Annotated in this window: 27 protein-coding genes and 2 tRNA genes; 19 read left to right on the forward strand and 10 right to left on the reverse strand. The window is 64.6% G+C overall.

The window, feature by feature from the left end; genetic code table 11:
- Nucleotides 1–65: 65 nt before the first annotated feature.
- Both SC1_RS05940 and SC1_RS05945 read left to right on the forward strand, forming a co-directional pair.
- Complete coding sequence (locus tag SC1_RS05940; protein ID WP_062178861.1) at nucleotides 66–1,043, forward strand: NADPH:quinone oxidoreductase family protein; 978 nt, start codon at nucleotides 66–68, stop codon at nucleotides 1,041–1,043.
- Nucleotides 1,044–1,140: 97 nt separating this feature from the next.
- Nucleotides 1,141–1,467, forward strand: coding sequence for an EF-hand domain-containing protein (locus SC1_RS05945; protein WP_062178864.1), 327 nt, complete (start codon nucleotides 1,141–1,143; stop codon nucleotides 1,465–1,467).
- On the opposite strand, the gene SC1_RS05950 is transcribed toward SC1_RS05945, so the two are convergent.
- The 4 genes from SC1_RS05950 to SC1_RS05965 form a co-directional block, all read right to left on the reverse strand.
- A complete protein-coding gene (locus SC1_RS05950) occupies nucleotides 1,464–2,237 on the reverse strand; it encodes a TSUP family transporter (RefSeq protein ID WP_062178867.1) in 774 nt (257 codons plus the stop codon). The two genes, SC1_RS05945 and SC1_RS05950, sit on opposite strands and share 4 nt — an antisense overlap.
- 78 nt (nucleotides 2,238–2,315) lie before the next feature.
- Nucleotides 2,316–3,371: a proline racemase family protein gene (locus SC1_RS05955; protein ID WP_062178870.1), complete on the reverse strand. Its 1,056-nt coding sequence runs from the start codon at nucleotides 3,369–3,371 to the stop codon at nucleotides 2,316–2,318.
- 27 nt (nucleotides 3,372–3,398) lie between these two features.
- Nucleotides 3,399–4,142 carry a sulfite exporter TauE/SafE family protein gene (locus tag SC1_RS05960; protein ID WP_152682307.1) on the reverse strand — a complete coding sequence of 248 codons (744 nt, stop codon included), beginning with the start codon at nucleotides 4,140–4,142 and terminating at the stop codon, nucleotides 3,399–3,401.
- 117 nt (nucleotides 4,143–4,259) lie between these two features.
- A tRNA-Pro gene (locus SC1_RS05965) sits at nucleotides 4,260–4,336 on the reverse strand.
- Between the two features lie 259 nt (nucleotides 4,337–4,595).
- Between SC1_RS05965 and yajC the strand changes: the two genes are divergently transcribed.
- The 3 genes from yajC to secF are packed head-to-tail and all read left to right on the forward strand — an operon-like array spanning nucleotide 4,596 to nucleotide 7,587.
- On the forward strand, nucleotides 4,596–4,925 hold the full coding sequence (gene yajC, locus SC1_RS05970; protein WP_052182143.1) for a preprotein translocase subunit YajC: 330 nt from the start codon (nucleotides 4,596–4,598) through the stop codon (nucleotides 4,923–4,925).
- A gap of 55 nt (nucleotides 4,926–4,980) precedes the next feature.
- A complete protein-coding gene (gene secD / locus SC1_RS05975; protein WP_062178876.1) occupies nucleotides 4,981–6,594 on the forward strand; it encodes a protein translocase subunit SecD in 1,614 nt (537 codons plus the stop codon).
- 12 nt (nucleotides 6,595–6,606) lie between these two features.
- Nucleotides 6,607–7,587 (forward strand): protein translocase subunit SecF, encoded by a 981-nt coding sequence (gene secF, locus SC1_RS05980; protein ID WP_062178878.1) that lies wholly within the window; start codon nucleotides 6,607–6,609, stop codon nucleotides 7,585–7,587.
- A 66-nt stretch (nucleotides 7,588–7,653) separates the two neighbouring features.
- Here the strand turns inward: secF and SC1_RS05985 are convergent, their stop codons facing one another.
- Both SC1_RS05985 and SC1_RS05990 read right to left on the reverse strand, forming a co-directional pair.
- Nucleotides 7,654–8,823, reverse strand: coding sequence for a glycosyltransferase (locus tag SC1_RS05985; RefSeq protein WP_062178881.1), 1,170 nt, complete (start codon nucleotides 8,821–8,823; stop codon nucleotides 7,654–7,656).
- 105 nt (nucleotides 8,824–8,928) lie between these two features.
- Nucleotides 8,929–9,489: a helix-turn-helix domain-containing protein gene (locus SC1_RS05990; protein ID WP_062183669.1), complete on the reverse strand. Its 561-nt coding sequence runs from the start codon at nucleotides 9,487–9,489 to the stop codon at nucleotides 8,929–8,931.
- A gap of 87 nt (nucleotides 9,490–9,576) precedes the next feature.
- Here SC1_RS05990 and SC1_RS05995 point away from each other — a divergent pair, with 87 nt between their 5' ends.
- The gene (locus SC1_RS05995) at nucleotides 9,577–10,059 is read left to right on the forward strand and encodes a DUF6456 domain-containing protein (RefSeq protein ID WP_152682308.1); all 483 of its coding nucleotides are present in this window, start codon (nucleotides 9,577–9,579) and stop codon (nucleotides 10,057–10,059) included.
- 220 nt (nucleotides 10,060–10,279) lie between these two features.
- Here the strand turns inward: SC1_RS05995 and SC1_RS06000 are convergent, their stop codons facing one another.
- The gene (locus SC1_RS06000; protein ID WP_062183675.1) at nucleotides 10,280–12,055 is read right to left on the reverse strand and encodes an ABC-F family ATP-binding cassette domain-containing protein; all 1,776 of its coding nucleotides are present in this window, start codon (nucleotides 12,053–12,055) and stop codon (nucleotides 10,280–10,282) included.
- Nucleotides 12,056–12,189: 134 nt separating this feature from the next.
- Between SC1_RS06000 and SC1_RS06005 the strand changes: the two genes are divergently transcribed.
- Nucleotides 12,190–12,936 (forward strand): SIMPL domain-containing protein, encoded by a 747-nt coding sequence (locus SC1_RS06005; RefSeq protein ID WP_062178884.1) that lies wholly within the window; start codon nucleotides 12,190–12,192, stop codon nucleotides 12,934–12,936.
- 108 nt (nucleotides 12,937–13,044) lie between these two features.
- Here SC1_RS06005 and SC1_RS06010 read toward each other — a convergent pair whose 3' ends face one another.
- A complete protein-coding gene (locus SC1_RS06010; protein WP_238586592.1) occupies nucleotides 13,045–13,725 on the reverse strand; it encodes a 2OG-Fe(II) oxygenase in 681 nt (226 codons plus the stop codon).
- 114 nt (nucleotides 13,726–13,839) lie between these two features.
- Here SC1_RS06010 and SC1_RS06015 point away from each other — a divergent pair.
- The 11 genes from SC1_RS06015 (at nucleotide 13,840) to SC1_RS06065 (ending at nucleotide 22,844) form a co-directional block, all read left to right on the forward strand.
- Nucleotides 13,840–13,916, forward strand: a tRNA-His gene (locus tag SC1_RS06015).
- Between the two features lie 112 nt (nucleotides 13,917–14,028).
- Nucleotides 14,029–15,081: a Glu/Leu/Phe/Val dehydrogenase gene (locus SC1_RS06020; RefSeq protein ID WP_062178886.1), complete on the forward strand. Its 1,053-nt coding sequence runs from the start codon at nucleotides 14,029–14,031 to the stop codon at nucleotides 15,079–15,081.
- Nucleotides 15,082–15,219: 138 nt separating this feature from the next.
- Nucleotides 15,220–15,573, forward strand: coding sequence for a YbaN family protein (locus SC1_RS06025; RefSeq protein ID WP_062178889.1), 354 nt, complete (start codon nucleotides 15,220–15,222; stop codon nucleotides 15,571–15,573).
- 322 nt (nucleotides 15,574–15,895) lie between these two features.
- Nucleotides 15,896–16,630: a heme ABC transporter permease CcmC gene (ccmC, locus tag SC1_RS06030; RefSeq protein WP_062178892.1), complete on the forward strand. Its 735-nt coding sequence runs from the start codon at nucleotides 15,896–15,898 to the stop codon at nucleotides 16,628–16,630.
- A 3-nt stretch (nucleotides 16,631–16,633) separates the two neighbouring features.
- Complete coding sequence (locus SC1_RS06035; RefSeq protein ID WP_062178895.1) at nucleotides 16,634–16,819, forward strand: hypothetical protein; 186 nt, start codon at nucleotides 16,634–16,636, stop codon at nucleotides 16,817–16,819.
- Nucleotides 16,816–17,253, forward strand: coding sequence for a cytochrome c maturation protein CcmE (gene ccmE / locus SC1_RS06040; RefSeq protein WP_062178898.1), 438 nt, complete (start codon nucleotides 16,816–16,818; stop codon nucleotides 17,251–17,253). Before SC1_RS06035 ends, ccmE begins: the two co-directional genes overlap by 4 nt.
- Nucleotides 17,250–19,217 carry a heme lyase CcmF/NrfE family subunit gene (locus SC1_RS06045; protein WP_062178901.1) on the forward strand — a complete coding sequence of 656 codons (1,968 nt, stop codon included), beginning with the start codon at nucleotides 17,250–17,252 and terminating at the stop codon, nucleotides 19,215–19,217. Before ccmE ends, SC1_RS06045 begins: the two co-directional genes overlap by 4 nt.
- Nucleotides 19,214–19,744 carry a DsbE family thiol:disulfide interchange protein gene (locus SC1_RS06050; protein WP_083435703.1) on the forward strand — a complete coding sequence of 177 codons (531 nt, stop codon included), beginning with the start codon at nucleotides 19,214–19,216 and terminating at the stop codon, nucleotides 19,742–19,744. Before SC1_RS06045 ends, SC1_RS06050 begins: the two co-directional genes overlap by 4 nt.
- Nucleotides 19,741–20,175 (forward strand): cytochrome c-type biogenesis protein, encoded by a 435-nt coding sequence (locus tag SC1_RS06055; protein WP_062178904.1) that lies wholly within the window; start codon nucleotides 19,741–19,743, stop codon nucleotides 20,173–20,175. The genes SC1_RS06050 and SC1_RS06055 overlap by 4 nt, the downstream gene beginning before the upstream one ends.
- The gene (locus tag SC1_RS06060) at nucleotides 20,172–20,843 is read left to right on the forward strand and encodes a cytochrome c biogenesis factor (RefSeq protein WP_062178907.1); all 672 of its coding nucleotides are present in this window, start codon (nucleotides 20,172–20,174) and stop codon (nucleotides 20,841–20,843) included. Before SC1_RS06055 ends, SC1_RS06060 begins: the two co-directional genes overlap by 4 nt.
- 39 nt (nucleotides 20,844–20,882) lie before the next feature.
- A complete protein-coding gene (locus SC1_RS06065) occupies nucleotides 20,883–22,844 on the forward strand; it encodes a potassium transporter Kup (RefSeq protein ID WP_062178909.1) in 1,962 nt (653 codons plus the stop codon).
- A gap of 215 nt (nucleotides 22,845–23,059) precedes the next feature.
- Here SC1_RS06065 and SC1_RS06070 read toward each other — a convergent pair whose 3' ends face one another.
- On the reverse strand, nucleotides 23,060–24,031 hold the full coding sequence (locus SC1_RS06070; RefSeq protein ID WP_062178911.1) for a nitronate monooxygenase family protein: 972 nt from the start codon (nucleotides 24,029–24,031) through the stop codon (nucleotides 23,060–23,062).
- 65 nt (nucleotides 24,032–24,096) lie between these two features.
- Complete coding sequence (locus tag SC1_RS06075; protein ID WP_062178914.1) at nucleotides 24,097–24,513, reverse strand: VOC family protein; 417 nt, start codon at nucleotides 24,511–24,513, stop codon at nucleotides 24,097–24,099.
- Nucleotides 24,514–24,668: 155 nt separating this feature from the next.
- Between SC1_RS06075 and SC1_RS06080 the strand changes: the two genes are divergently transcribed.
- Nucleotides 24,669–25,367, forward strand: a complete 699-nt coding sequence (locus SC1_RS06080; protein ID WP_062178917.1) for an AraC family transcriptional regulator — start codon at nucleotides 24,669–24,671, stop codon at nucleotides 25,365–25,367.
- Nucleotides 25,368–25,502 lie beyond the last annotated feature (135 nt).

A 25,502-nucleotide genomic window follows, 5' to 3' on the forward strand; every position in this document is an offset into this window, starting at 1 on the left:
CCTTCTGGTTGGTTGAACCGATGAAACGAACCATATTGGAATAATGTAGGAAAGGGTTTTTGCCGATGCGGGCAATCGAGGTTCGCGAACTACTTCCCGCCCATGCCGGCGCTTCGCTGACGGATCTGCCGATGCCGGAGCCCGGACCCGGCGAAGTGCGGGTGCGGGTGCGCTCGGCGGCGATCAATTTCCCCGATCTGTTGATGACGGGTGGCGGCTATCAGTTGAAGCCCGATCTGCCTTTCGTGTCGGGGCTGGAGTTTTCGGGTGAAGTGGACGCGGTGGGCGAGGGTGTTTCCGAATGGGCAGCCGGCGATGCTGTCGTCGGCGGCAACCGCTTCGGCGCGATGGCCGAATATGCCGTCGTTCCGCCGGGTGCGCTGCGCCGTAAGCCCGATGCGTTAAGCTGGGACGAGGCGGCGGCTTATCCGGTCGCCTATCTGACCGCCTATGTCGCGCTCGTCCGCTGCGCGCGGGTCGAACCGGGCGAGTGGGTGCTGGTGCATGGCGCAGCGGGCGGGGTCGGGCTGGCGACGGTCGATCTGGCGAAAGCGCTGGGCGCGCGCGTGATCGCGGCGGCGAGCAGCGCAGAAAAGCGCGATGCGATCGCGCGGCTTTACGCGCCCGACGCTGTGATATCGGCCGAGCCGGGGTTTCGCGACGAGGTGAAGGCGTTGACCGGAGGCAAGGGGGCCGATGTGATTTTCGATCCGGTCGGCGGAGACATATTCGACGAATCGACGCGCTGCATCGCATTTGGCGGACGTCTGCTCGTTATCGGCTTTACCTCGGGCCGGATTCCGGAGGTGTCGGTGAACATGCCGCTGATCAAGGGTTTTTCGGTCGTCGGCGTGCGCGCGGGGGAATATGGCCGCCGCTTTCCCGATCGCGGCGCGGAAAATGTGGCGGCGATCGATGCGCTGGCGGCGGCAGGGAAAATCCGGCCGCATGTCCACGCGTCGCTCGACCTTGCCGACTGGCGCGAGGGCTTTGCGATGCTCGAACGACGGGAGGTAGTGGGCAAGGTCGTGCTGAAACCGTGACGAGCCGAAGCCGCTGCCATAGTTTTGCGACACGCGAACTGCCATGTCCGCTTCGGGGCGTCCCGGCACAATTGCCGATATGACCGAAGGACATGGAATGAAGAAATTGACGATGATTGCCGCAAGCTTCGGGCTCGCGGTTCCGGCCGTGTGCGCCGCCCAGCCGCCGCAGGATGGCGGCCGCATGTTCGCGATGATCGACGCCAACGGCGACGGCAAGCTCGACAAGGCCGAAATCACCAAGATGGCTGAAATGCGCGCCCAGCAGCAGGGCGATCCGGCCAAGGCGTCGCCGGAAAGGGTCGATGCCTTTATCAAGTTCCTCGATGCCAATGGCGACGGCGTGGTCGACAAGGCGGAACTCGCCGCGAAGCAAAAGGCGCGGGCGGAACCGCCGCCGCCCGCAGAGGAAGGACAGCCCTAAAAAAGCGTCCAGAGCGGATTCGCGGGGTCGGCGAGCAGCTTTGCGGTGAGCGCAAAGGAAATGACGACGAGCAAGGGCCGCACCCCGCGTCCGCCGAAACGGATCGCGAGCCGCGCGCCGAGCTGGTTGCCCGCGACATTGGCGGCGGCCATCGACAGACCGAGCAGCCAGAGGACATGGCCGCCGACGATCATCGCGAGCAGGCCCGCAATGTTCGTCGCGAGGTTGAGGAACTTCGTATTTCCGATCGCGCGCACCAGGCCGAGGCCGCCGAGCGCGACGAGCGTCAGCGTCAGGAACGATCCGGTGCCGGGGCCGAAGAAGCCGTCATAGAAGCCGAGCGCCGTCACGATGAGCGTCAGCCCGAGTGGGCCAACGCGTGCGTGGCGATCGATGCTGCTCATCGGCGGCGCGAGCAGGAAATAAAGGCCCATTGCGATCAGGAGCAGCGGGACGAGCGCGGCGAGGAAGTCGGCGCGGACATATTGGACTACGGTCGCGCCGAGCACCGATCCGGCGAAGGCGCCCGCCGCGGGCCAGGCAAAACGGCGGAGGTCGACATGCCCCTCGCGCCAGAAGGTCAGGAAGGCCGATGCCGTGCCGAGGGTGCTTTGCAGCTTGTTCGTTGCAAGCGCGGAAACCGGCGGAACTCCTGCTGCCATCAACGCGGGGATGCTGAGCAGGCCGCCGCCGCCCGCCATCGCGTCAATCGTTCCGGCGAGAAAGGCGACGCCGATCAGGAAGGCGAAGATTTCGGGCGCGAATTCCATGCCGGCGCTCCTAGTCGCGATCGGCCGTCTTCGCCAGCGTGGTGCCGCGCCGCATAGCAGTGCGGCCGGCGGGCGGCGTCACACCGGCGTGTCGAGGTCGGACAGGCGGCGCGGGAGCGTGAAGCCGGCGCTGAAACGATCGCCGGGTTCGGCGATCATCTCGCTGCGCCCCGAATACCATGCTTGGCCGCTGACCCGGACACGCGAAACGGCGTCGAGCCCGCTTCCGGTCGTGACGGCGAGCGTTCCCGTGAAGCCTTCGCCCGATACACCGCGGATTTCGCAGCTATCGCCGACCGTCATCTCTCCCTTTGCCGCCGCAAGCGCGATCCGTGCGGTCACCCCGCTGCCGGTCGGCGAACGGTCGATCTGTCCGTCGGCGAAGATGCAGAGATTATAGCTCGGCCGGCCGCCACGCGCGCCGAGTGCGACGTCGTCGGTCAGGATCGTGCCGTAGAGGAAGCCCAGGTCCGACTCGGTCGGATGGACGATCGGGGCACCGGCGCGGATCGTTTCGGTGATCGCGGTCGCCGCCCGCACCAACTCGGTCAGCGGCGTTTCCAGCAGCGACAGGCCGATGCGGCTTGCGGGCAGGATCGCGTAGAAAGCGCCGCCGAATGCGATGTCGACGCGCACGGCGCCGAGACCGGGGACTTCGACGGTTCGATCGAGGGCATTCGCGAAAGACTGGACGCTTTCGAACGCGACGCGGGCGGCGCCGTCTTCGTCCGTCTCGACCTCGACCTGGATGACGCCGCACGGGGCTTCGAGCCCGAAGCTGGCCTTGCCGTCGATGAGCGCGACGCGTCCCGTGTCGACCGCCCAGCGGCCGATCGCGATCGTCGCATGGCCGCACATCGTGCTGTATCCCTCCTGATGCGTGAACAGCACAGCAAGGTCGGCGCCCGGCGCTGAGGGATCGGTCGGAATCACGCCGTACATCCCGTCATGCCCGCGCGGTTCGAGCATCAGCATCGTCCGCAGATGGTCGAACCGTTCCAGCGCATCGCGGCGCTTTTCAAGAATCGTGTTGCCGGCGAGCGGGGGATAGCCGGCCTCGACGATGCGGACGGGTTCGCCGGCAGTGTGCATGTCGACGATGCGGATGGTGGTGGCTTCGCGATTCGATGTCATATCCGTATCTCGGGCGTGCATGGGGTTTCAGGCAAGCGCGATCTGGATCGCGTGATACAAAAAGGTGGCGCCGATGATCGTGACGATCCAGCGGCGGCTGGCACGAAAATGCGCGTCGCTGATGCGGTCGAGGATGGCGCCGCCGACCATGATTCCCGCCATCGACGCAAGAACGGCGACGGCGGTTACGGACAGCGGCATGATTTCGCGCGCCGAAGCGCTGAGCAACAGCGCGCCATAGACAAGGATTTTCGATGCGTGCCCGATCGCCTGCATGACCGCCTTTGTCGCGACGACCTGATGCCGGCCCAGCCTGGTATGGATGAACAGAAGGTCGGTAACCGGGCCCGACACGCCCGAGACGAGCGCGAGCCCGGTCGAGACGAAGCCGCCGCCGAGTGCGTGCCAGCGATTGGTCGCGTCGAGCGCCAGCCAGCGTTCGGGCAGCCAGACGAGGATCGGCATCAGGCCGAGCCCGAGGAAAACGTAAAATTTGGTCGGCGTGAAGATCACCAGCGAGAAAAAGCCGATCGAGGCCGCCGCCCCGATGCCAAACCAGATCAGCACCGGCCATGCAACATGCGCGCGGTGCAGCACGACGCGCCAGGCGTTCGATGCGAATTGGATGACGCCGTGAAGGGCGAGGGCCGTCGTGACGGGCAGTATCCACGCGAGCACGCCCATGAAGACGAGCCCGCCCGCCATGCCGAAAATGCCCGAAAGAATGGAAGTCAGAAATGCGGCGGCGACGATCAAAAGGCCTGCCTGCATATCCTTCGCTTTCCGGTCGGCGCGATATCGCACGTGGATAGGGGCGACGCCGATGCATCGCGCCCGCCCCGATAGGCGTGCTATCCTGGCAGGACGCTGTCAAATTGTCAGTTAAATTGGTCGGGACGAGAGGATTCGAACCTCCGACCCCCACACCCCCAGTGTGATGCGCTACCAGGCTGCGCTACGTCCCGACCGGCCCCCGTAAGGGCAGGCGAGGCCCCTAGCGCGGGTTGGCGGGCGATGCAAGCGGCGATGGGCGGTTATTGCGACGATCGGCCTGGCGGGCTTGATATGGCGGGCATCATTCCCATTTCGGCCGCGCTTGCCAAGGGGGAGGGGCGCGCACGACCGGTTGCGCGCAAGGCCCCTGCGTGATAGGCGCCGCGCCATATTTGCGTGCCGGTTCCGGAGGGGAATGGGCGCTGCTTACGAACGGAAAGTTTTTCACTCATGTCGACGCAATTGCTTCTGACCCAGGCGGCCGGATCGGGCGGCGGGGCTGCCGGTTTCCTGATGCTGGTTCCCTATCTGCTGATCTTCGCGGTTTTCTGGTTCTTCCTGATCCGCCCGCAGCAGGTTCGCGCCAAGGAACATCGCGCCAAGGTTGCAGCGGTAAAGCCGCGCGATCAGGTCGTGACGGGCGGCGGCATCGTCGGCAAGATCACGCGCGTCGACGATGATTTCGTCGATGTCGAAATCGCACAGGGCGTGAAGATCAAGGTCGTGAAGTCGACCCTGGCCGACGTTCTGCAGCCCGGTGGCAAGCCCGCCAACGACTGACGCGGCGGCGCCCGCGTCCTTCGCGGGCCCGCTCCAGCTATCGGATCAATAGACCATGCTCGATTTCCCGCGCTGGAAGACCATCGGCATCAGCATCATCCTGCTGCTTGGTATCCTCTTTTCCATCCCCAGTTTTCTTCCCGAAAAGACGGTCAATAGCCTGCCGTCCTTCCTGCAGGCGAAGGTCAACCTGGGCCTCGACCTTGCCGGCGGCAGCCATTTGCTGCTCGAGGCCGACATCAACGACCTCCGCAAGACGCAGCTCGCGAACATGGAAAAGACCGTGCGCGCAGCGATGCGTGGCGAAACCGGCCCGGACGATGACATCGCGATCGGCGAACTGTCGACCGCGGGCGGCAAGATCAGCTTCCTTGTCCGCGACCTTTCGAAGCTCGACGAAGCGCGCGAACGCTTGTTCAACGAGACGCGCGGTGCGCAGCTGACGGGTCAGCGCGATTGGACGGTCACGGTCGTCAATTCAACGCGGATCGAGATGACTCCGACCGGCGCCGGACAGGCGCAGGCGGTCGCGAACGCGATGGATACCGCGCGCGACATCATCGACAAGCGCGTCAACGCGCTCGGTACGCGCGAACCGACGATCATCCGCGAAGGCACCGACCGCGTCGTGGTGCAGGTCCCCGGTCTGCAGGATCCGGCGGCGCTGAAGGAATTGATCGGCAAGACCGCGCGGCTTGAATTCCGCATGGTCGACGCCAATGCGGACCCCGCCGAGGCGGCCGCGGGCCGCGTGCCCGTGGGCAGCGAAATCGTTCCCTATGCCGTGGGCGAGGGCAACGGCGCGGCGTTCGAAGTGCTGCGCCGTCAGGTGATGATCAGCGGCGAGCAGCTGATCGACGCCAAGCAGAGCTATGATCCGCAGAACAACCAGCCGGTCGTTTCGATCCGGTTCGATTCGGGCGGTTCGAACACCTTTGCCAAGGTTACCGCGCAGAGCGTCGGCAAGCGGTTCGCGATGGTGCTTGACGGCAAGGTGCTGTCGGCGCCGTCGATCAACGAGCCGATCCTTGGCGGCAGCGCGCAGATTTCGGGCAGCTTCAGCGTTGCGAGCGCCAATGCGCTGGCGATTTCGCTGCGTTCGGGTGCGCTGCCGGTGAAGATGACCGTCGTTGAGGAGCGGACGGTGACGCCCGAACTCGGCGCCGACTCGATCCGCAAGGGCGCGATCGCCGGAATCATTGCCACGGTGTCGGTGCTGGTACTGATGCTCGTCGTCTATGGGCGTTTCGGCGTCTATGCCTGCGTCGCGCTGGTCTTTAACGTGTTCCTGATCATCGCGGTCATGGCGGCGTTCAATGCGACGCTGACGTTGCCCGGTATTGCGGGCTTCGTGCTGACGATCGGCGCCGCGGTCGATGCGAACGTGCTGATCAACGAACGCATACGGGAGGAACTGAAACGCGGGCGAAAGGTGTTCCAGGCCATCGAACTCGGCTATTCGGAAGCCAGCCGCGCGATTTTCGATGCGAACGTCACCAACGTCATCGCCGCCGCGTTGATGTTCTGGTTCGGGTCGGGCCCGATCAAGGGCTTTGCGGTGGTCTTGACCATCGGTATCGTAACCAGCGTTTTCACTGCCGTTACCGTCACGCGCATGTTCGTAGCCCATTGGCTGCGGACCAAGCGCCCGACGTCGATCAATATTTAAGGGAGCGAAACGATGCGCTTGCTAAAACTCGTTCCTGACGACACCAACATCGATTTCCTGCGCTGGCGAAAGCTCGCCTCGTTCATGAGCTTTTTCCTCGTGGCCGTGTCGATCGCGCTGGTCGCCGTGAAGGGTCTGAACCTTGGCGTCGACTTCGTCGGCGGCCAATCGGTCCGCGTGGAATTCACGCAGGCCATGCCGCCGATCGACGAAATCCGCGAAAAGGTGGGCGATATTGGCCTTGGCGAAGCGACGATCCAGCAGTTCGGATCGGACAAAGCCGTGTCGATCCGTACCGCGCTGCCGGAAGGCGACAAGGACGCGGCCGAACGCGCGGGGCAGCAATTGGTCTCGGGCATTCATAAGGCCTTCCCGACCGCGAAGACCGGTTCGGTCGAAACCGTGTCGGGCAAGGTTTCGGGGGAGTTGATCCGCACCGGTGCGATCAGCCTTGGTCTCGCGATTCTCGGTATCTCCATTTATATCTGGATCCGCTTTGAATGGCAGTTCGGCGTCGGCGCGCTTGGCCGCCTGTTCCATGAGGTATCGCTGACATTCGGCCTGTTCGCCGTGACGCAGATGCAGTTCGACCTGAACAGCGTCGCGGCGTTGCTGACCATCGTCGGCTATTCGCTCAACGACACGATCGTCGTGTACGACCGTATTCGCGAGAATCTGAAAAAATACCGCAAGATGGAGATTGTTCCGCTTCTCAATCTCAGCATCAACGAAACGCTGTCGCGCACGGTGATGACGACGGTTGCGATGGTGTTGGCGCTTGGGATGTTGTTGCTTTTCGGCCCCGACGTGATTTTCGGCTTTACCGCTGCGATGCTGTTCGGGGTGTTCATCGGCGGCTATTCCTCGGTGCTGATGTCGACGCCGGTGCTGGTGTGGCTGAAGGTCGGCCCGCACAGCTTCGTGCCGCGCACGACCGCTGGCATCGAAGGCGGCGAACGCGTCGAACGCAAGGACGACGGCGCGGTCGTCTGAATTCTTGCGATTTTGTAGATGAAACGGCGCCGGTCCGCTCCAAAGAGCGGGCCGGCGTTGCCGTATCTAGAGACGCGCGCAGCGGCGGAGATGCGCAGCGAGTTCGCAACCGTTGCGATCCCAGTCGAAGCGGCCATCGAGGGTGGCTGCGACCTCGGACGGCTGGGGCGGGTTTGCGAGGATCGCGCGCACCGCTTCGGCAATCGCTTCGGGGGTGCGGTCGACAATGCGGCCCGCGACGGGCGATGTGACCAGTTCGGCGGCGCCGCCCGCGTTGCTGATCACGATGGGGGTTCCACACGCGAGAGCTTCCACCCAGGCATTTGCGAGGCCTTCGCTCGCCGACGGCATGACGACGGCATCGGCGGCGCGATAGAGCCGGGGGAGGTCGGCGTTCGCTACGGGGCCCATGAAATATACGCGCCCTTCGACGCCCAGCTTCTGCGCGAGCGCGCGGTAACGGCTTTCCTCTTCGCCGGCGCCGGCGAGCCAATAGTGGACGCCGGGCAGCGCGGGTAGGGCCTCGATCACGAGCGATTGGCCCTTACGCGGGATCAGCGCGCCAACGGTAAGAATGGCGGGGGCGTCGCCCATGCTGATCGCGGCGCGCGCGGTGGCGCGGTCGCCGGGGTGAAAGCGCGCGGTGTCGATGCCGGTGTAGTGGACCGTGGTTCTTGCCGTATCGATGCCGATCGCGGCCATGTCGTCGCGCATCGCTTCGGATACCGCGAGTAGTCCGGCCGCCTTCGTGCCCGCTTCGATCACCTGCGACCGGGTGGCAGGATCATGGCCGAAGTGGCTGATATCGGCGCCGCGGGCCTTCGCCGAAAAGGGAATGCCCAGCGCTTCGGCGACCTGCATCGCGGCGGGACCGTCGGGGTAGAAGAATTGGGCATCGGCAACGTCGAACTGTTGCCCTCGCACGGCAGAAAGGACCGCGCGGGCGACCTTCGCCGGATTACGGCGCGCGCCGTAGCGCGGAATCAGGGTGAAGCGTGGACGCACGACGGAGAGACCGTTCCACTGTTCGGAGCGCGGAAGGCTGCGCAGCGCGCGATAGCGCTTGTGGAGCGAAAGCGGGAAGGGCGGCAGGCCGACGGGGGCGACGATGGTGAGGTCGATCCCCGGCTGCGCCGCGAGCGCGCGGAGGCTCTTCTCGACGAACAGGCCGAAGTTCGGCCGTGCCGCGTCGGGAAAGAGCGTGGCGATCGACAGGACGCGCAGGGGGGCCGTCATGCGCAACCTCCTTTCCGTTCGTGCTGAGCTTGTCGAAGCACTGTTCTTCCTCTTGGGAAAAGAAAAGGACGGCCCTTCGACAAGCTCAGGGCGAACGGAATTGAGTTAGAGTGTGCGCAGCAACCGGACGGCGACCGCGGCCCAAGGTGGGTTGTTGACGACCTGCTGCCGCTGGCCGGTGCCGAGCGGAAGCAGGTGGAGTTTTTCGCCGTCGACGTTGAGCAGGCGCGCGAAGAAGAAGCGGCCGGCGGGGCGGGGGACGAGAAGGTCGCGGTTGAGCATGCTGCCCCAGTCCCCCTCGATCCGGCGACACCAGATTTCGTCTCCCGCGCGATAGTCGCCTATCGACGAGGTGACGCGGACTGCGACCATATCCTCACCCGGGCGCGCGGTCAGCGCCTGTTCGACGCGGGTGGGCGCCAGCGCGCCCTCTGCGCCGAGAAGCGCCGTGATCGTAAGCTGCGCATCCTGCGGCAACTGGACGAGCTCTGCAGCATCGACGCCAAGCGCTGCGGCGATACGGTTCATCCAGCCGAGCGACAGCGTGCGGGTGCCCGTTTCGAGGCGGCCGATAGTCTGGGCGGTGGTCGGCGGAACGCAGCGCTGGCCGACCTCTTCGAGCGTCAGACCCTTGGCGCGGCGGACCGAGCGGATGCTGTTGATCATCGCAAAACCCTCAAATAACCAAATCGGTTTCTTCTTTCCTACAAAATATTCCAGTGTCAAGCCCGCTGTGCAGCACAGGAGAATCGCATGACCGCACAGCGCCTCGAGACCCGCGTCCACCCCGACGACCGCATCGATCCGGTGAAGAGAGGGCGGCAGATGATGCGGCATGTAACGGTCAATGTCGCCGAAAGCCCGGTCGCCTGGCTCGCATCGCGCGGGTTGCTCACGGCGGAGCAGCTCGGCGCGGGCGAGCGATTGCGGGGCGACTATGAGCGCGCGGGGCTGTCGGCCCACGTGACGATGCGCTGGGATGCCGCGCCGCCGGGAAAGAACCGCGGCGGCGCACGCGCTTCGGACGCCTCGCTTGCGCGGATCGATGCACATCGGCGTTTTCACGCGGCGATCGATGCCGCAGGGCCGGGTCTCGCCGACATCTGCTGGCGCGTGATCTGCGCGGGCGAGGGAATTGGGGATGCGGAAAAGGCGCTCGGGTGGCCGGCGCGGTCGGGCAAGCTGGTGCTGGGACTGGCGCTCGACCGGCTGGCGCGCTTTTACGGGACGGGGTGAGGATGAGGGCGTAAGCGGAGAGGTTGGTTTTGGGTGGTGAGCGGGCGTCCCGACTCCCACGTCCGTCATCCCGAGCTTGACCCGGGATCCCGCTTTTGCGCCTCGATTGGTTTCAAGATTAAGCGGGACCCCGGGTCAAGTCCGGGGGTGACGAGAGGGAGAGTAGCTGACCTATATCGACGTTGCACGACGGGGCAGCGGATCGCTCTCTAGAGGTCGGCTATTGGAGGCCTTCAACCTCTTCGGCCAACGCGAGCCAGCGGTCCTCCGCCGCCGCTTTTTCATCGCGCAGCTTGTCGAGCTTGCCCGTCAGGGCATTGAACCGCGCATTGTCGCGCACGAAAAGATTGCCGTCGGAGAGTTCGGTCTCGATCGCCGCCATTTCCTTTTCGATTTCCTCGATCCGGGCAGGGAGGAGATCATAGTCGCGCTGGTCCTTGTAGCTCAATTTCTTGCGCGCGGTGGGTGGCGGCGGCGGCGCCGCGGCGGCCGCCCTGGCTTTGGCGGCGTTCGGCTTGACCCGCTTCGCTTCCCAGTCGGCATAGCCGCCCGCAACGATGTCGACTTTGCCCGATCCATCGAGGCCGAGCGTCACGGTGACCGTACGGTCGAGGAAGTCGCGGTCGTGGCTGACGAGCAGCACGGTGCCGGCATAATCGGCGATGACTTCCTGCAACAGGTCGAGCGTTTCGAGGTCGAGGTCGTTCGTGGGCTCGTCGAGTACCAGCAGGTTCGATTCGCGCGCGAATTCGCGCGCGAGAAGGAGGCGCGAACGTTCGCCGCCCGACAGCGCGCCAACGCTGGCCTCGATCACGCCGGGATCGAAGAGGAATTCTTTCAAATAGCCCTGGATATGCTTTTTGACGCCGCGCACCTCGATCCAGTCACCGCCGTCCGAGAGGATGTCGCGGACGGTCTTTTCCGGCGAAAGCAGGCTGCGCTGCTGGTCGATAATGATGCCGTCGAGCGTCGGGGCGAGGGTGATGCTGCCCTCGTCGGGCTGAATTTCGCCCGTGAGAAGCTTGAGCAAAGTCGACTTGCCCGCGCCGTTCGCGCCGACGATGCCGATGCGGTCGCCGCGCTGGACGCGGAAATCGAAATTCTTGATGATCGTGCGGTCGCCGAAGCTTTTCGAGACACCCTCGGCGACGATTACCGATTTCGAACGGACGTCGTCATTGGCGAGGCCGAGCTTGGCGACGCCGGGCCCGCCGATCATCGCGGCGCGGGTGGCGCGCATTTCCTTGAGCTTTTCTAGGCGGCCCTGATTGCGCTTGCGGCGCGCGGTGACGCCGCGTTCGAGCCAATGCGCCTCGAGCCGGAGTTTCGAATCAAGGCGCTGGGCGGCGCGTGCTTCTTCGGCCGCGACGGCATCGCTCCATTCCTCAAAGCCGCCGAAGCCGATTTCCTTGCGGCGGATGCTGCCGCGGTCGAGCCAGAGGGTCTGACGCGTCAGGCGCGTGAGGAACGTACGGTCATGGCTGATCGCGACGAAAGCGCCGGTGTAGCGAGCAAGCCAGCTTTCGAGCCAGTCGATCGCGGCGAGGTCGAGATGGTTGGTCGGCTCGTCGAGCAATAGCACGTCGGGATTTTGTGCGAGGGCGCGAGCTAGCGCGGCACGGCGGCGCTCGCCGCCCGAGGCGCTGGCTGCGGTACGCGACATGTCGATGCCAAGCTGGTCGGCGATCGCGGCGACCTCATGCTCCTCGGGCGCGTTGGGCGCGGCCACGGCGAAATCCATCAGCGTCGAAAAGCCCGAAAAATCGGGTTCCTGTTCAAGCATGACGACATGCGTGCCCGGCACGATCACGCGCTTGCCCTTGTCGGCGTCGATCTGTCCGGCGAGCAGCTTGAGCAACGTCGTCTTGCCCGCGCCGTTGCGGCCGATCAGCGCAAGGCGGTCGCGTTCGCCGACGTAAATGTCGAGGTCCTGGAACAGCCAGCCGCTGCCCTGCACAAGGCCGAGGCCTTCATAAGATAAGATCGGTGCTGCCATGATGAACGGCGCGCTACCGATACGTTCAGCATCATGCAAGCGCGCTCAGCACAAAGGCCGGAACGGGTCTGCTCCGTCTGCGTTACGGGGCGGACATCACAGATGACCGAAAGCCCGGTTCACAGGAGAATGAAATGACGAAGCAAATGTTCGCCGTTATGGCAACCGGACTGGCGCTGATGGCGGCAACGCCCGCGCTTGCGCAGCAGGGAGGTTCGACGGTGACAGCAGCAACGACCCAGGGGCCGATCCTGACCTTCGCCATCAGCGAGGAAGTGCGTTCGCGCCCCGATCAGGCGACCGTTGGCGCCGGCGTGACGACCACCGCACCGACCGCGGTAGAGGCGATGCGTCAGAATGCGGCCGCGATGGACAAGCTGATTGCCGCGGCGAAAGCGCGTGGGATCAAGGCCGAGGATATCCAGACCAGCGGCATCAACCTGTCGCCGCAATATGATTATAACAATCGCAGCGACGGTCAGTCGCCGCGTTTCCTGGGCTATCAGGTGTCGAACAGCGTGCGCGCGACGACGTCGAAGATCGAAGATATCGGGCCGTTGCTCGACGCGCTGGTCGCCGCCGGCGGCACCAATGTCGACGGTCCGTGGTTTGGCATGAAGGATCCCGATGCGCAGTTGGTCGGCGCACGCGGCACCGCGATCAAGTCGGCCGAAGCAAAAGCGCAGGATTATGCGCGTCTCGCCGGTTTCCGCGGCGTCGAGTTGGTGTCGATCAGCGAAGGCGGCAGCTTCGGGCCGCAGCCGCAGATGCCGATGGTGCGCATGGCGATGGACGCCGGTTCGGCGAAGGCAACCCCCGTCGAACCCGGCCGGGTCGCCAACACGCTGACGCTGAATTTCCAGTACCGGTTGGTTAAGTAAGAACTGACCTATCCCGTTCGTGTCGAGCGAAGTCGAGACACCGTGAAGGTGTAAGATGCCGATGGGCATCTCGACTTCGCTCGATGCGAACGGTTTTTTGTTGCCGCGTTACGCCAGCTCCCCCTCGGCCCAAGGCCAGGGGCGCTCGCGAAACCATTTGGTGATGATATATTTACGGCCCTTACGAACCTTCATCCCGTGGTGGAGCGTTTCGGGATTGACGGTGCCGTCGGGCCGCACATTGTTCCACGCGAGCAATTTGCCCGTTTCAGGCTGGTGCATCTTGGCCGTGGCAAGAAAGCGCGTCGCGCCCCCCGCACCGGGTTCGTTGAGGTAGATCATCAACGTCCAACTGCGCTGGCCGGGCACCGTGCAATAGGTTTCCCAGTCGGCGCCGTGCGGATCAAAATAATCGGTGTGCGCCTTGAACTCCTGCCCGACGTCGTAGCGCTGGCCCTGCATCGGTTCACCATATTCGCGCGGGATGCCGGTGAGGTCGTGGAGGCGGTCGTTGACCGCGATGACGATCGGGTCGCGATGGTCGAGGTCGCAGGTCGTGCTGGTACGAAACGCGTCGTCTCCGTTCGGATCGGCGATCGTCGAGGGTCGTACGTCGCGGTCGATCTGTGCGATCAGCGCGGCGCAGGTGTCGGCGTCGAGAAAGCCGGACAGCATGAACTGTTGCAGCTTTGGCGTCGGCGCGCGGCGGATGCCGGGAACGGCGGCGAGCCGCTCGGCAGTGCGGTCGGCGCCCGAGGTCGCCATGTCGACATGTTCGTTCACAGCCATGGCGCGCTATTTAGCAGGGAAGCGCGTGCGAACAATGCTTGACGAGCGGGGGGATGCGCGCCTATTCGCCGCGCGCTGTCGAGGGCGCTTTGCGCGCCGCTCGTCGCTTATGTGGCGACCATAGCTCAGTTGGTTAGAGCGCCGGTTTGTGGTACCGGAGGTCGCGGGTTCGAGCCCCGTTGGTCGCCCCATTTCTTCTATTATCGCGAATAGACGCTTTTGGGGTGACTCGCTGCGCCCGTTGCATTATTGCGCCATCACGTAATTTTCTTGTGCGTCAATTTCGTGAAGAGGGAAGCTGCCATGTCCGCTGTCTGGGATTTTGCTGATTTTGACGATCATGAACATGTCCATATGTTCCGCGATCGTGCCAGCGGGCTGACGGCGGTCATCGCTGTCCACTCGACCCACCTCGGCCCCGGCGCCGGCGGCGTGCGATATTGGCATTATCCGCAGCGCGCGGCGGCGATCACCGACGCGCTGCGCCTTTCGCGCGGCATGAGCTATAAAAATGCGATGGCGGGCCTGCCCATGGGCGGCGGCAAGGGCGTGATCCTCGCCGACGAGAATGGCACGAAGACGCCCGAACTGCTCGCGGCGTTCGGCCGCGCGGTCGATTCGCTCGGCGGCGCCTATGTAACCGCCGAGGATGTCGGGATCACCGATTCCGACATGGTCGAAATTTCCAAGCAGACGAAGCATGTCAGCGGGCTTCCCGTTGCGAGCGGTGCCGATGCGGGTGGCGATCCGGGCCCGTTCACCGCGCTCGGCGTCTATCTGGGCATCAAGGCTGCGATTCGCGAAGGGCTTAATACCGACAGCGCGAAAGATGTGCGGATCGCGATCCAGGGGGTCGGCAGCGTCGGCGGCGGCGTCGCGCGGCGGCTGGCGGCCGAGGGTGCGAAGCTGACTCTCGCCGACGTCAATCTGGCGCGCGCGAAGGCGCTGGCGGAAGAGCTCGGCGCCGAGCTGGCCGATTCGGCTGCGATCATGGAGATCGAGGCCGACGTGCTGAGCCCCAACGCGCTTGGTGCAATCCTGACCGAGGCGAGCATCGAAAAGCTGCGCGTGCCGATCATCGCCGGTGGTGCGAACAACCAGCTTGCGACGGCGGCTGACGGTAAGCGCGTCCACGATCGCGGCATCGTCTACGCCCCCGATTATGTGATCAACGCGGGCGGCATCATCAACGTCGCGCTGGAATATCTGGGGCAGGGCAGCCGCGAAGAGGTCGAGAGCCGCATTCACCAGATACCCGGCCGCCTCGCGGAGATCTGGGCCGAGAGCAAGGCGAGCGGTACGCCGGCGTCGGTCGTCGCCGACCGGATGGCGCAGAAGCTGATCGGGCGCGGTTGATTTTACTACTCCCCGGCGAAATCCGGGGCGTAGCGTTTGTCCAACAGACTCTTGCTTCGAACGCTCTGGACCCCGGCCTTCGCCGGGAAACAGGGTAGGGGGTGGCGCCGAGCTTGGATTCCGCTAAGCCTGCCCTTGATGAAACGGCATTTTTATCTGGTCGCGGGCTGGGCGTCGTTGGGGCTTGGCGCGATTGGCGCATTCCTGCCGCTGTTGCCGACCGTACCGTTCGTCATTCTTGCCGCATTTTGCTTTGCCCGCTCATCGCCGCGGCTCGAAAACTGGCTGCTGATGCACCCGCATTTCGGGCACCATATAACCGCGTGGCGCGAGAAGGGCGCGATCAGCCGGAAAGGCAAGATTGCCGCAACCGCGGCTTTTGCGTTCAGTATCGTGCTGGCTGCGATATTTTCGCCTTGGCCGTGGGTGATGGTGCCCGTGATCGCAGCGGCGGTGACCGGAAGCTGGATATGGACGCGCCCGGAGGCGTGAGTTCTGTTTGGTTTGGTGTGGGGAGCGGGCGTTGCCCTGTTCCACTTCCGTCATCCCGCGCTTGACGCGGAATCCCCCTTTTTGATGCATTATACTTGGCTAAACCCCAAGCGAGACCCCGGATCAAGTCGGGGGTGACGATGATGGAGAGGGCCGCTTTTGGTGGTTACTTGCCATTCGTCGATCGGGATGGGACTTGCGGAGAGGAGATCGCCGAGGGGTTGACCTGCCACCGGGCACGGGCGACACAACCATGACCGGGGTCGCGCCGGGCAAATTGCTGGACCACTTTCCCCGGCTCGCCTAAGGACGACGCGACCCGATGCACGCCTATGCTAATCCCACGCGCTTTCTTGCGATTGCCAAGCCGCTGACGCCGTGGCTGTTGGGCGTTGGGCTGTTGCTCGTGCTCGGTGGTGCCTGGGCTGGGCTCGCGCTGGTTCCAGGTGACTATAAGCAGGGCGAAACCGCACGCATCCTCTACGTCCATGTTCCGTCGGCCTGGCTTGGCATGGGTGGCTGGACGTCACTGGCGATTGCGGGGTTGATCCAACTTGTGTGGCGCCATCCGATATCGGGCATCGCGGCGCGCGCGATCGCGGTACCGGGAATGCTGTTTACCGCGCTGTGCCTCGCGACCGGATCGATCTGGGGGCGCCCGACCTGGGGAACCTGGTGGGAATGGGACGGCCGGATGACTTCGATGCTCGTCCTGCTGTTTCTCTACGCGGGCTTTATCGCGCTGACGAGCGGTGACGACGGGCAAAGGCAGGGCGGTTCGCTATCACGCGGCGCGGCGATCTATGCGCTGGTCGGCGCGATCAACATCCCGATCATCAACCGCAGCGTCGTCTGGTGGAACAGCCTGCATCAGGGGCCGAGCATCACGCTTGGCGGATCGAGCATCGACGGCGCCCTGCTGTGGCCGCTGGGCTTGACCGTGCTCGGCTTTTCGCTGCTATTCGGCGCCATCGTGCTGATGCGAATGCGGCGGATCATCGCCGACAATCGCGTCGCGGCGCGGCTGCGGCGACTGGCCGACGACGAAGGGACCTGACGCGTGACGGGGGTAATCAGCGGGGGCGGGCAATGGGCGTTTGTCGCCGCGGCCTATGGCCTTACGGTCATACTGACCGGCGCGGTGCTCTGGACGAGCTGGCGTGCGATGAAAAAGGCCGAGAAGCGCAGCGATGCGCTGCGCGCCGATAGCAGGCGCGGCGGGGCGCCGCGCGGAGATCGTAAATGAAGGCCAAGCATCAACGGCTGATTCTGGCGCTGGTCGCGCTGTGCGGCGTCGGCGGTGCGGGGGTGCTTGCAGCGAGCGCGCTTCGCGACGAGGCGGCCTATTTCCGTACGCCGGTCGAAATTCAGGGTGGCAAGGCCTCGGTCGGCGAGCCCATGCGGCTGGGCGGGATGGTCGCCAAGGGCAGCATCGAGCGGCAAGCCGATGGCCTGACGATCCGTTTCGTCGCGACCGACGGTAAGGCGTCCGTGCCGGTCGAATATAAGGGCATCGTCCCCGACCTGTTCGGCGAAGAGAGCGGAATGGTCGCCGACGGCCGGATGCGCGCCGACGGGATTTTCGTCGCCGACCGTATCCTGGCCAAGCATGACGAGCGCTATATGCCGCCGCAGATGGGCGATATGCCGAAGAATATGAAGGCGCCGGCAACGACATGATCGCTGAACTCGGTCTGGCCCTGCTGTGGATCGCGGCCGCGCTCGCATGTCTGTCGCTCGTCGCGGGGACTTTGTTCCTGCGCGGCGGTTCAAAGGATCTGGCGGCGCTTGTGCGGCCGGCGAGCGTTGCGCAGGGCGTTCTGACCGCGGTCGCATTCGGGCTGCTCATTGCGCTGTTCGTGCGCTCCGACATGTCGGTCGAGTTGGTCGCGCGCAACAGCAACAGTTTGAAACCGATGATCTTCAAGGTCGCGGGAACGTGGGGAAATCACGAAGGATCGATGCTGCTATGGCTGATGATCCTGTCGCTGTCGGGCGGGTTGATCGCGATATTCGAAAAGCGGCTGCGCGAGGATACGCTGGTCGCGACGCTCGCGGCGCAAGCGGCGTTGAGCCTCGGTTTCTTTGCCTTTCTGCTGTTCTCGTCGAACCCGTTCAAGCGGCTTCCGATCGCGCCTCCTGACGGTCAAGGGCTGAACCCGCTGCTTCAGGACATCGGGCTCGCCTTCCATCCCCCGACGCTTTACGTCGGCTATGTCGGCCTGTCGGTCGCGTTCAGCTTTGCCGTCGGCGCGCTGATCACGCGCGAAATCGGTCCGGCTTTTGCCCGCGCGATGCGGCCGTGGGTGCTCGGAAGCTGGATTTTCCTGACGCTCGGTATCACCGCGGGCAGCTATTGGGCCTATTATGAGCTCGGCTGGGGCGGCTGGTGGTTCTGGGATCCGGTCGAGAATGTCTCGCTCGTACCCTGGCTCGCCGGGGCGGCGCTGCTTCATTCGGTTGCTGTCACCGCGACGCGTAACGCGCTGCGCGCCTGGACGGTGATGCTCGCGGTCGTCGGCTTTTCGATGTCGATGGTGGGGACGTTCATCGTCCGGTCGGGTCTGTTGACCAGCGTTCACAGCTTTGCGGTCGACCCCGAGCGCGGGACTTTCCTGCTTGCGCTGATGGCGATCTATATCGGCGGGGCGCTGACCCTTTTCGCTCTGCGCGCGGGAAGCGTCGCGGAGGGCAAGAAATTCGCGCTGCTCAGCCGCGAAGGCTCGCTGGTAATCAACAATCTGCTGCTGACGACGATCCTCGCGCTGGTCCTTCTTGGCACGCTTTATCCAATCGTCGCCGAGGCGATGGGCGAGAAGATCTCGGTCGGGCCGCCCTATTATAACAAGGTCGCCGGGCCGCTTGCGCTGATCCTCTGTCTCGTGATGGTGGCAGGGCCGCTGCTTAGCTGGCGCAAGGATGACGGCACCCGGCTGTGGTCGCGGCTTCCCGCCGCGATCCTGGCCGGGGCAGCGGTGCTTTTTGCGCTGATCCTGTTCGGCGGCAAGGTCGGTATTTTGCCGCTGCTCGGCATGACCGTCGCGGGGATTGTAGCGGTCGCGAGCCTGGCGCCGCTGTGGGGCCGCAACCTGCGCCGTACGCCGCTGCCGACATGGGGCATGGTGATCGCGCATTTCGGTGTCGCGGTGTGCCTTGCCGGGATGGGCGCCGAAAGCGCCTTTATCAAGGAGCGGTTGGTTGCCGCGGCGCCGGGCGAAGTAGTGAAGGTCGGCGATTTCAAGGTGAAGTTCGTCGGCGTGAAGCCGATCGCAGGGCCGAATTATACCGCGATCGAAGGCACGCTGGTCGCGACGACATCGTCGGGCGGCAGCTTTACGATGAAGCCCGAGGCGAGGACATTCCCGGGGCTCATGGGCACGGCGCCGACCGAAACGAACGAAGCCGCGTTGCTGACGCGGCCAGGCGGCCAGCTCTATGCCGTGCTCGGCCATCCGGTGACGAGCGACGACGGCAGCGCCGACCGTTACCAGATCCGCCTGTGGTGGAAGCCGCTGGTGTGGTGGATCTGGCTCGGCGGTGCGCTGATCGCGATCGGCGCAGCGCTGTCGCTGCTCGGGCGTGCGCAATTGCTGAACATCTGGCGCGCCCGCCGCGCCCGCAAGGCTGAGGAACGTTTCGCGTGAAGAACCGCTGGGTCCTGTTTGTGCCGCTCGCGATCATGGGATTGTTGTTCGGCGCCTTCGTCTATCGGTTGGTGACGCCCGCCGAGACGCTGATCCAGTCGCAGTGGATCGACAAACCGATGCCGTTGTTCGACCTGCCCCCCGCCACTGCTGGCGTCGAAGGATTGAAGAGCAGCCAACTCGCCGACGGACGGCCGCGGTTGGTGAATGTTTTCGCGAGCTGGTGCATCCCGTGCCGCGCGGAGGCGCCGCAGCTTGAGGCATTGAAGGCCGCTGGCGTACCGATCGATGGCATCGCGATCCGCGACCGGCCCGAGGATGTCGCGATGTTCCTGCGCGAATTTGGCAACCCCTTCGACCGCATCGGTTCGGACATGCAGAGCAGCGTCCAGATCGCGCTCGGGTCGTCGGGCGTCCCCGAAACCTTCCTGATCGACGGCAAGGGTATTATTCGCGAGCAAATCCAGGGCGTGATCCTTGCCGATCAGGTGCCCGAAATCGTCGCCAAGCTCGAGGCGATGAAATGAGCCTCCGGTTCGTCCTCTTGTTCCTGTTAGGCGCGCTTGCGCTGCCGCTTGCCGCGCAGGACCGGCTGCCGCCCGCGCCCTATGCCTATCAGCAACTCAAGGATCCCGCTGAGGAAGCACGCGCCAAGGCGCTGATGGAGGAGCTGCGCTGTCTGGTCTGCCAAGGGCAGTCGATCGCCGACAGCGACGCGCCGCTGGCGGGCGATATGCGCCACGAAGTGCGCAGCAAGATCGCGGCGGGCGAGAGCCCGGCCGAGATCAAGGCATGGCTCGTCGCGCGTTATGGCAATTGGGTCAGCTATGATCCGCCGTTCGACGGCGCCACGGCGCTGCTCTGGCTGGGGCCGCTGCTCTTCCTCGCGCTGGGCGGATGGCTGGCCTTTGGCCGTTTCCGCCGCGGTGCGAACGATGAAGAGGACGAGGCGGCATGATCTGGCTCTGGGTCATGCTCGTCGCTCTGCTGACGATCGTGGGCATCTTCTGGCTTGGCAAGCTGCCCGCCGCGGCGCGGCCGCTGGCCGGGGCGGCGGTGATGCTGGGCCTCGCGGGTTATGCATTGCAAGGCCATCCATCGCTGCCCGGCAAGCCCGTTGCAGCACCCGAGGAGCCCGAGGGTTTCGGCGAGGCGCTGACCGACCAGCGGCAGGGGATGTCCGAACGTTTCGGCCCTGCGGCGCAGTGGCTCGGCATGTCCGACGGTTTTGCGCGCACCGGCAAGACCGAACTTGCCGCGAAGACGCTCGAAAAAGGGCTGGAGAAATATCCCGACAATGTCGACCTGTGGGTCGGGCTCGGCAACGCGCTTGCAGCGCACGGCGGGGGCATGATGTCGCCGGCGGCGGCGCTGGCGTTCGACGAGGCGGCGAAACGCGATCCATCGCATCCGGCGCCCCCCTTCTTTGCGGGACTGGCGCTGGCGCAGGGCGGCGACCTGAAAGGCGCCGATGCGGTGTGGACCCAGCTCCTTGCGCGCAGCCCCGCCGATGCGCCCTGGCGCCCCGACCTCGAAATGCGGCTGGCGCAGTTGCGGCAGGCGCTGGGCCCTGAGCTGCCCGCCGAGGCTCCGGCGGGGCCTCCGCCCGCGGACGTCCCAAATTGAAACCTATTACAAAGGCTCGGGCTCGTCTAAAGGCGCGCGATGACTGCTGAGTCGCAACAGGCGGCGGGCGGCGCTCCACGCGCTGCAACTGCTGCCGCCGAAACGGCCCATTACGGCCACGGACATCATGGCGATGGCAAGCTGAAGCTTGCCGTCGGCGCAATCGGTGTCGTGTTTGGCGATATCGGTACCAGTCCGCTTTATGCGTTCCGCGAGACTTTTGCCGGCCACCATCCGATCGAGCCCGACCGGCTACACATCTATGGCGTGCTGAGCCTCGTCTTCTGGTCGATGATGCTCGTCGTCACCTTCAAATATGTGCTGACGATCATGAAGGCCGACAACAAGGGCGAAGGGGGTAGTCTTGCGCTGCTCGCGTTGATCAGCCGTTCGTCGGGCGAGAAGCGCTGGACGTGGCCGATCATCCTGCTCGGCGTGTTCGCGACGGCGCTTTTCTATGGCGACAGCATGATCACCCCGGCGATGTCGGTGCTGTCGGCGACCGAGGGCCTGAGCTATGTCAACAAGGGCTTCGAGCCGTATATCGTGCCGATCGCGCTCGCCATCCTGATCGGCCTGTTCGCGATCCAGTCGCGCGGGACCGCAAAGGTCGGGATGCTGTTCGGGCCGATCATGCTCGCTTATTTCACGATGCTCGCGATCCTTGGTATGATCCACATCGTCGATCATCCGGGGATCATCCTCGAAACGCTGAACCCGCTGAACGCGCTCCGTTTCTTTTACGTCGACGGTTTCACCGCGTTTATCGCGCTTGGCGCGGTCGTGCTGGCGGTGACGGGGGCGGAGGCGCTCTATGCCGACATGGGGCATTTCGGGCGCGGGCCGATCGGGCTTAGCTGGCTGACCTTTGTCCTGCCCGCGCTGATGCTGAACTATATGGGCCAGGGTGCGATGGTGCTCGAGGCCGAGATGGGTCCGCGCGCCGACCTGATCGCCGACCCCTTTTTCCAGATGATGCCCGAGGCCTGGCAGGTGCCGGTCGTCATCCTTGCGATCCTTGCGACGATTATCGCAAGCCAGGCCGTGATCTCGGGCGCTTTTTCGCTGACGCAGCAGGCGATCCAACTGGGCTTCATGCCGCGCCTGCGCGTCGAGCATACGAGTGCTTCCGCTGCGGGGCAGATCTATATTCCGATGGTCAACTGGGGCCTGATGGTGATGGTGATCATCCTCGTCCTCTTCTTCGGATCGTCGAGCAACCTTGCCGCGGCCTATGGCATCGCGGTGACGGGGGCGATGTTCATCGACACCTGTTTGATGAGCGTCGTGCTGTTCACGCTGTGGAAGTGGCCGGCGTGGAAAGCGCTGCCTGTGCTCGCCGTCTTCTTCATCGTCGATATCGCCTATTTCGGCGCGAACCTGATCAAGGTGCCCGACGGCGGCTGGGTGCCGCTGGCGATCGGTCTCACCATCTTCACGATGCTGACGACCTGGTCGCGCGGACGCAAGCTGATGCAGCAGGAGATGGCCGAGGGCGCGATGCCGATCCCGGTGTTTGTGAAGTCCGCGGCGAACAGTGCAACGCGCGTGCCGGGGACTGCGGTGTTCATGACGTCGAGCAGCGACGGCGTGCCGCACGCGCTGCTTCATAACCTTAAACACAATAAGGTGCTGCACGCCCGGATCATCCTGCTGACGATCAAGATCGCCGACGTGCCCTTCGTCCCCGAGGAAAAATTCTGCCTGCTCGAGGATCTGGGGCAGGGGTTCCACCGGCTCGTCCTCAATTATGGCTTCATGCAGCCGATCGACGTGCCCGAGGCGCTAACCCGCGTCACGAGCTGCGGCGGCGAGTTCAAAATGCTGGAAACGAGCTTTTTCCTGTCGCGCCAGACGCTGATTGCGGCGAGCAAGCCGGGTATGCCGATCTGGCGTGAAAAGCTGTTCGCGTGGATGCTGCGCAATTCGGAAAGTGCGATGGAATATTTTCGCCTGCCCACCAATCGCGTGGTCGAACTGGGGAGTCAGGTCGCGATCTGAGGCGGCCGAAGCTTAGCTTTGCGACATGTGGCAATGAGGGTTTGAATATCGGGGACGGTCTTGCGATGCAGGGGCGACCCAACAAAGGCCGCGCGTCATTCCGAGAAGATGGGATCCCGGCCTGCGCCGGGATGACGGAAGTGGGTGACCGAACGTCAGCTTCCCGCCCAAAGCAGGCATTGCCGATTGGCCCGGCCAGCGTTGGAAGGCGCGGCTTAAAGCCGCACCTTCGCTTCTAGTTCGCGGCGCGCGGCGAGATATTGGGTTTCGAGTTCGGCGACGAATTCGGCGACCGGGCGCACCGCGGTCACGGGGCCGATGCCCTGGCCCGAGCCCCAGATATCCTTCCACGCCTTGGCCTTGGTATTGCCCCCCGAGCCGAAGTTCATCGTCTTGAGGTCGCCTTCGGGCAGATTGTCGGGATCCATTCCGGCCGAGACGATCGACTGGCGAAGATAGTTGCCGTGGACCCCGGTGAACAGGTTCGAATAGACGATGTCGGCCGCGCGTCCTTCGACGATGCCGTCCTTATAGCCCTGATCGGCATTGGCTTCGGCGGTCGCGATGAAGGCGCTGCCGATATAGGCAAGGTCGGCGCCGCATGCCTGCGCGGCGAGGATCGAGCGGCCGTGGCCGATCGCGCCCGACAGCGCGACGGGGCCGTCGAACCATTCGCGGATTTCCTGCACGAGCGCGAAGGGCGATTGCCGGCCGGCATGGCCGCCCGCGCCCGCGGCGACGGGGATCAGGCCGTCGGCGCCCTTCTCGACCGCCTTGCGTGCGAAGCGGTCGTCGATGACGTCGTGGAGGGTGATGCCGCCCCAGCCGTGCACCGCTTGATTAAGCTCCTCGCGCGCGCCGAGCGAGGTGATCGTGATCGGCACCTTCCACTTGGCGCAGGTCGCGATGTCCTGTTCGAGCCGATCGTTCGATTTGTGGACGATCTGGTTGACGGCATAAGGCGCCGAGAGCCGGTCGGGATTGTCGCGGTCCCAGGCCGCAAGCTCTTCGGTGATCTGGTGCAGCCATTCATCGAGCAAGGATTGCGGGCGGGCGTTAAGTGCGGGGAAGCTGCCGACGACGCCGGCCTTGCACTGCGCGATGACGAGTTCGGGGCCCGATACGATAAACAGGGGCGAACCGATAACCGGCAGGCGCAGGCGGTCGAAAATCGGGGGAAGGGCCATGAATCAGTCTCTCCGGTTGCTGTTTGCAACTGACCTTAACGTAAACGGAAGGCAGTGCAAGATGCTCAGTCGAAGGCGGGGCCCTTCAGTTCCACGATATTGCCCTCCGGGTCGCTGATATAGATTGAAGGTCCTTCGCCTTCGGCGCCGTAGCGCGGGCCGGACTGTTCGACGCGGATGCCGTGCCGGTCGAGATGCGCACGGATGGCGACCTCATCGAACGGGGCGACCGCGATGGCGAAATGATCGACGTTGCGGCCTTCCGCCCCCGGCGCTGCCCCGCCCATCGCGCCAAGCTTGCCGTCGATGGTGACGAGATCGATCAGCGAACTGCCCGCGCGGAGCTGATAAAGGCCGATTTCCGATTGGGTGCGCTCGTCAGTGCAGCCGAGAACCTCGCGGTAAAATCCGGCCATGCGGTCGATATCGACGACCCGAAGCACGACATGGTCGATCGCGCGAAGGGCAAAGGGGGGATGCATGGCTGTCGCTCCTGAAAGAAAACGCGGAGCCGGACGGGGAAGCCCGGCGGTTTGGCAATGTCTAATCGGCGTGTGCCGCTGTTGTCCATCGACGCGCAGACGATGTTCGTCCGGTGGCGATTGCGGTCCGCCGCCGGGCGCGACAGGGTGTCGCGATGCAGTTGCTCCAGCCCAGTCTGTTGCCCGCCGCGGCGGATATTGCGCGCCACCACCATCGCGAACCCTATGCGACACTGGTGCTGGCGGGCGCTTATGAGGAAGCGGGCGATGCCGGGCGTATCGCGGCATGCGAAGGCGAAATATTGCTTCATGGCCCTTTTTCGGCGCACCGCGACCGTATCTCGGCCCAGCGGACGGTCGTGCTCGACCTCCCGCTGCCATTCGACGGACGCGACTGGCCGGCCCGCGCATATATTGCCGATCCCGACCACATCATACGGCTGGCCGAACGCGACCCCGTCGAGGCGGTTGTCGCATTGCTTGATGGACTTGCTCCGGCGACAGCTGCCAACGACGGCGATCTGCCCGACCGTTTGTCGAAGGCGCTGCGCACGTCGGTATCGCCGCGGATCGGCGAATGGGCCGCGGCGCATGGACAATCGCGCGAACATGTTTCGCGCAGCTTTGAGAAGCTCTACGGCGTGTCGCCCGCCGCCTATCGCGCCGATTGCCGGGCGAAGCGGGCCTGGCGGATGATCGTTGCGGGCGATGATTGCCTCGCCGGGGTCGCGGTGGAGGCGGGCTATGCCGATCAGGCGCATATGACGCGAGCGGTGACGAAGCTGACCGGGATGTCGCCGCGGCGATGGCGGTGTGCGTTCGGTGAACGAACAGCGGCTGCAGCAGAGGCCTAAAGCCACAAAAGCCCCGCATGCGTGCATCGAAATTGTGTCCTTAGTGAACTTAGGGCGAGAAACGATAAGCCGGTGCGCGCCGAAAAAATTCTCTTGTCGTTCAGGAGCGGCTGCGGAAGTCGACGATTTCAAAGA

The sequence above is a fragment of the Sphingopyxis sp. C-1 genome (assembly GCF_001047015.1).
Classification (GTDB): domain Bacteria; phylum Pseudomonadota; class Alphaproteobacteria; order Sphingomonadales; family Sphingomonadaceae; genus Sphingopyxis.

What these genes read in the sequence shown, in the direction of transcription:
- SC1_RS05940 (WP_062178861.1), top strand. Translation starts at nt 66, where the DNA reads ATGCGGGCAATCGAGGTTCGCGAACTACTTCCCGCCCATGCCGGCGCT.
- SC1_RS05945 (WP_062178864.1), top strand. Translation starts at nt 1,141, where the DNA reads ATGAAGAAATTGACGATGATTGCCGCAAGCTTCGGGCTCGCGGTTCCG.
- SC1_RS05950 (WP_062178867.1), bottom strand. Translation starts at nt 2,237, where the DNA reads ATGGAATTCGCGCCCGAAATCTTCGCCTTCCTGATCGGCGTCGCCTTT.
- SC1_RS05955 (WP_062178870.1), bottom strand. Translation starts at nt 3,371, where the DNA reads ATGACATCGAATCGCGAAGCCACCACCATCCGCATCGTCGACATGCAC.
- SC1_RS05960 (WP_152682307.1), bottom strand. Translation starts at nt 4,142, where the DNA reads ATGCAGGCAGGCCTTTTGATCGTCGCCGCCGCATTTCTGACTTCCATT.
- yajC (WP_052182143.1), top strand. Translation starts at nt 4,596, where the DNA reads ATGTCGACGCAATTGCTTCTGACCCAGGCGGCCGGATCGGGCGGCGGG.
- secD (WP_062178876.1), top strand. Translation starts at nt 4,981, where the DNA reads ATGCTCGATTTCCCGCGCTGGAAGACCATCGGCATCAGCATCATCCTG.
- secF (WP_062178878.1), top strand. Translation starts at nt 6,607, where the DNA reads ATGCGCTTGCTAAAACTCGTTCCTGACGACACCAACATCGATTTCCTG.
- SC1_RS05985 (WP_062178881.1), bottom strand. Translation starts at nt 8,823, where the DNA reads ATGACGGCCCCCCTGCGCGTCCTGTCGATCGCCACGCTCTTTCCCGAC.
- SC1_RS05990 (WP_062183669.1), bottom strand. Translation starts at nt 9,489, where the DNA reads ATGATCAACAGCATCCGCTCGGTCCGCCGCGCCAAGGGTCTGACGCTC.
- SC1_RS05995 (WP_152682308.1), top strand. Translation starts at nt 9,577, where the DNA reads ATGACCGCACAGCGCCTCGAGACCCGCGTCCACCCCGACGACCGCATC.
- SC1_RS06000 (WP_062183675.1), bottom strand. Translation starts at nt 12,055, where the DNA reads ATGGCAGCACCGATCTTATCTTATGAAGGCCTCGGCCTTGTGCAGGGC.
- SC1_RS06005 (WP_062178884.1), top strand. Translation starts at nt 12,190, where the DNA reads ATGACGAAGCAAATGTTCGCCGTTATGGCAACCGGACTGGCGCTGATG.
- SC1_RS06010 (WP_238586592.1), bottom strand. Translation starts at nt 13,725, where the DNA reads ATGGCTGTGAACGAACATGTCGACATGGCGACCTCGGGCGCCGACCGC.
- SC1_RS06020 (WP_062178886.1), top strand. Translation starts at nt 14,029, where the DNA reads ATGTCCGCTGTCTGGGATTTTGCTGATTTTGACGATCATGAACATGTC.
- SC1_RS06025 (WP_062178889.1), top strand. Translation starts at nt 15,220, where the DNA reads ATGAAACGGCATTTTTATCTGGTCGCGGGCTGGGCGTCGTTGGGGCTT.
- ccmC (WP_062178892.1), top strand. Translation starts at nt 15,896, where the DNA reads ATGCACGCCTATGCTAATCCCACGCGCTTTCTTGCGATTGCCAAGCCG.
- ccmE (WP_062178898.1), top strand. Translation starts at nt 16,816, where the DNA reads ATGAAGGCCAAGCATCAACGGCTGATTCTGGCGCTGGTCGCGCTGTGC.
- SC1_RS06045 (WP_062178901.1), top strand. Translation starts at nt 17,250, where the DNA reads ATGATCGCTGAACTCGGTCTGGCCCTGCTGTGGATCGCGGCCGCGCTC.
- SC1_RS06055 (WP_062178904.1), top strand. Translation starts at nt 19,741, where the DNA reads ATGAGCCTCCGGTTCGTCCTCTTGTTCCTGTTAGGCGCGCTTGCGCTG.
- SC1_RS06060 (WP_062178907.1), top strand. Translation starts at nt 20,172, where the DNA reads ATGATCTGGCTCTGGGTCATGCTCGTCGCTCTGCTGACGATCGTGGGC.
- SC1_RS06065 (WP_062178909.1), top strand. Translation starts at nt 20,883, where the DNA reads ATGACTGCTGAGTCGCAACAGGCGGCGGGCGGCGCTCCACGCGCTGCA.
- SC1_RS06070 (WP_062178911.1), bottom strand. Translation starts at nt 24,031, where the DNA reads ATGGCCCTTCCCCCGATTTTCGACCGCCTGCGCCTGCCGGTTATCGGT.
- SC1_RS06075 (WP_062178914.1), bottom strand. Translation starts at nt 24,513, where the DNA reads ATGCATCCCCCCTTTGCCCTTCGCGCGATCGACCATGTCGTGCTTCGG.
- SC1_RS06080 (WP_062178917.1), top strand. Translation starts at nt 24,669, where the DNA reads ATGCAGTTGCTCCAGCCCAGTCTGTTGCCCGCCGCGGCGGATATTGCG.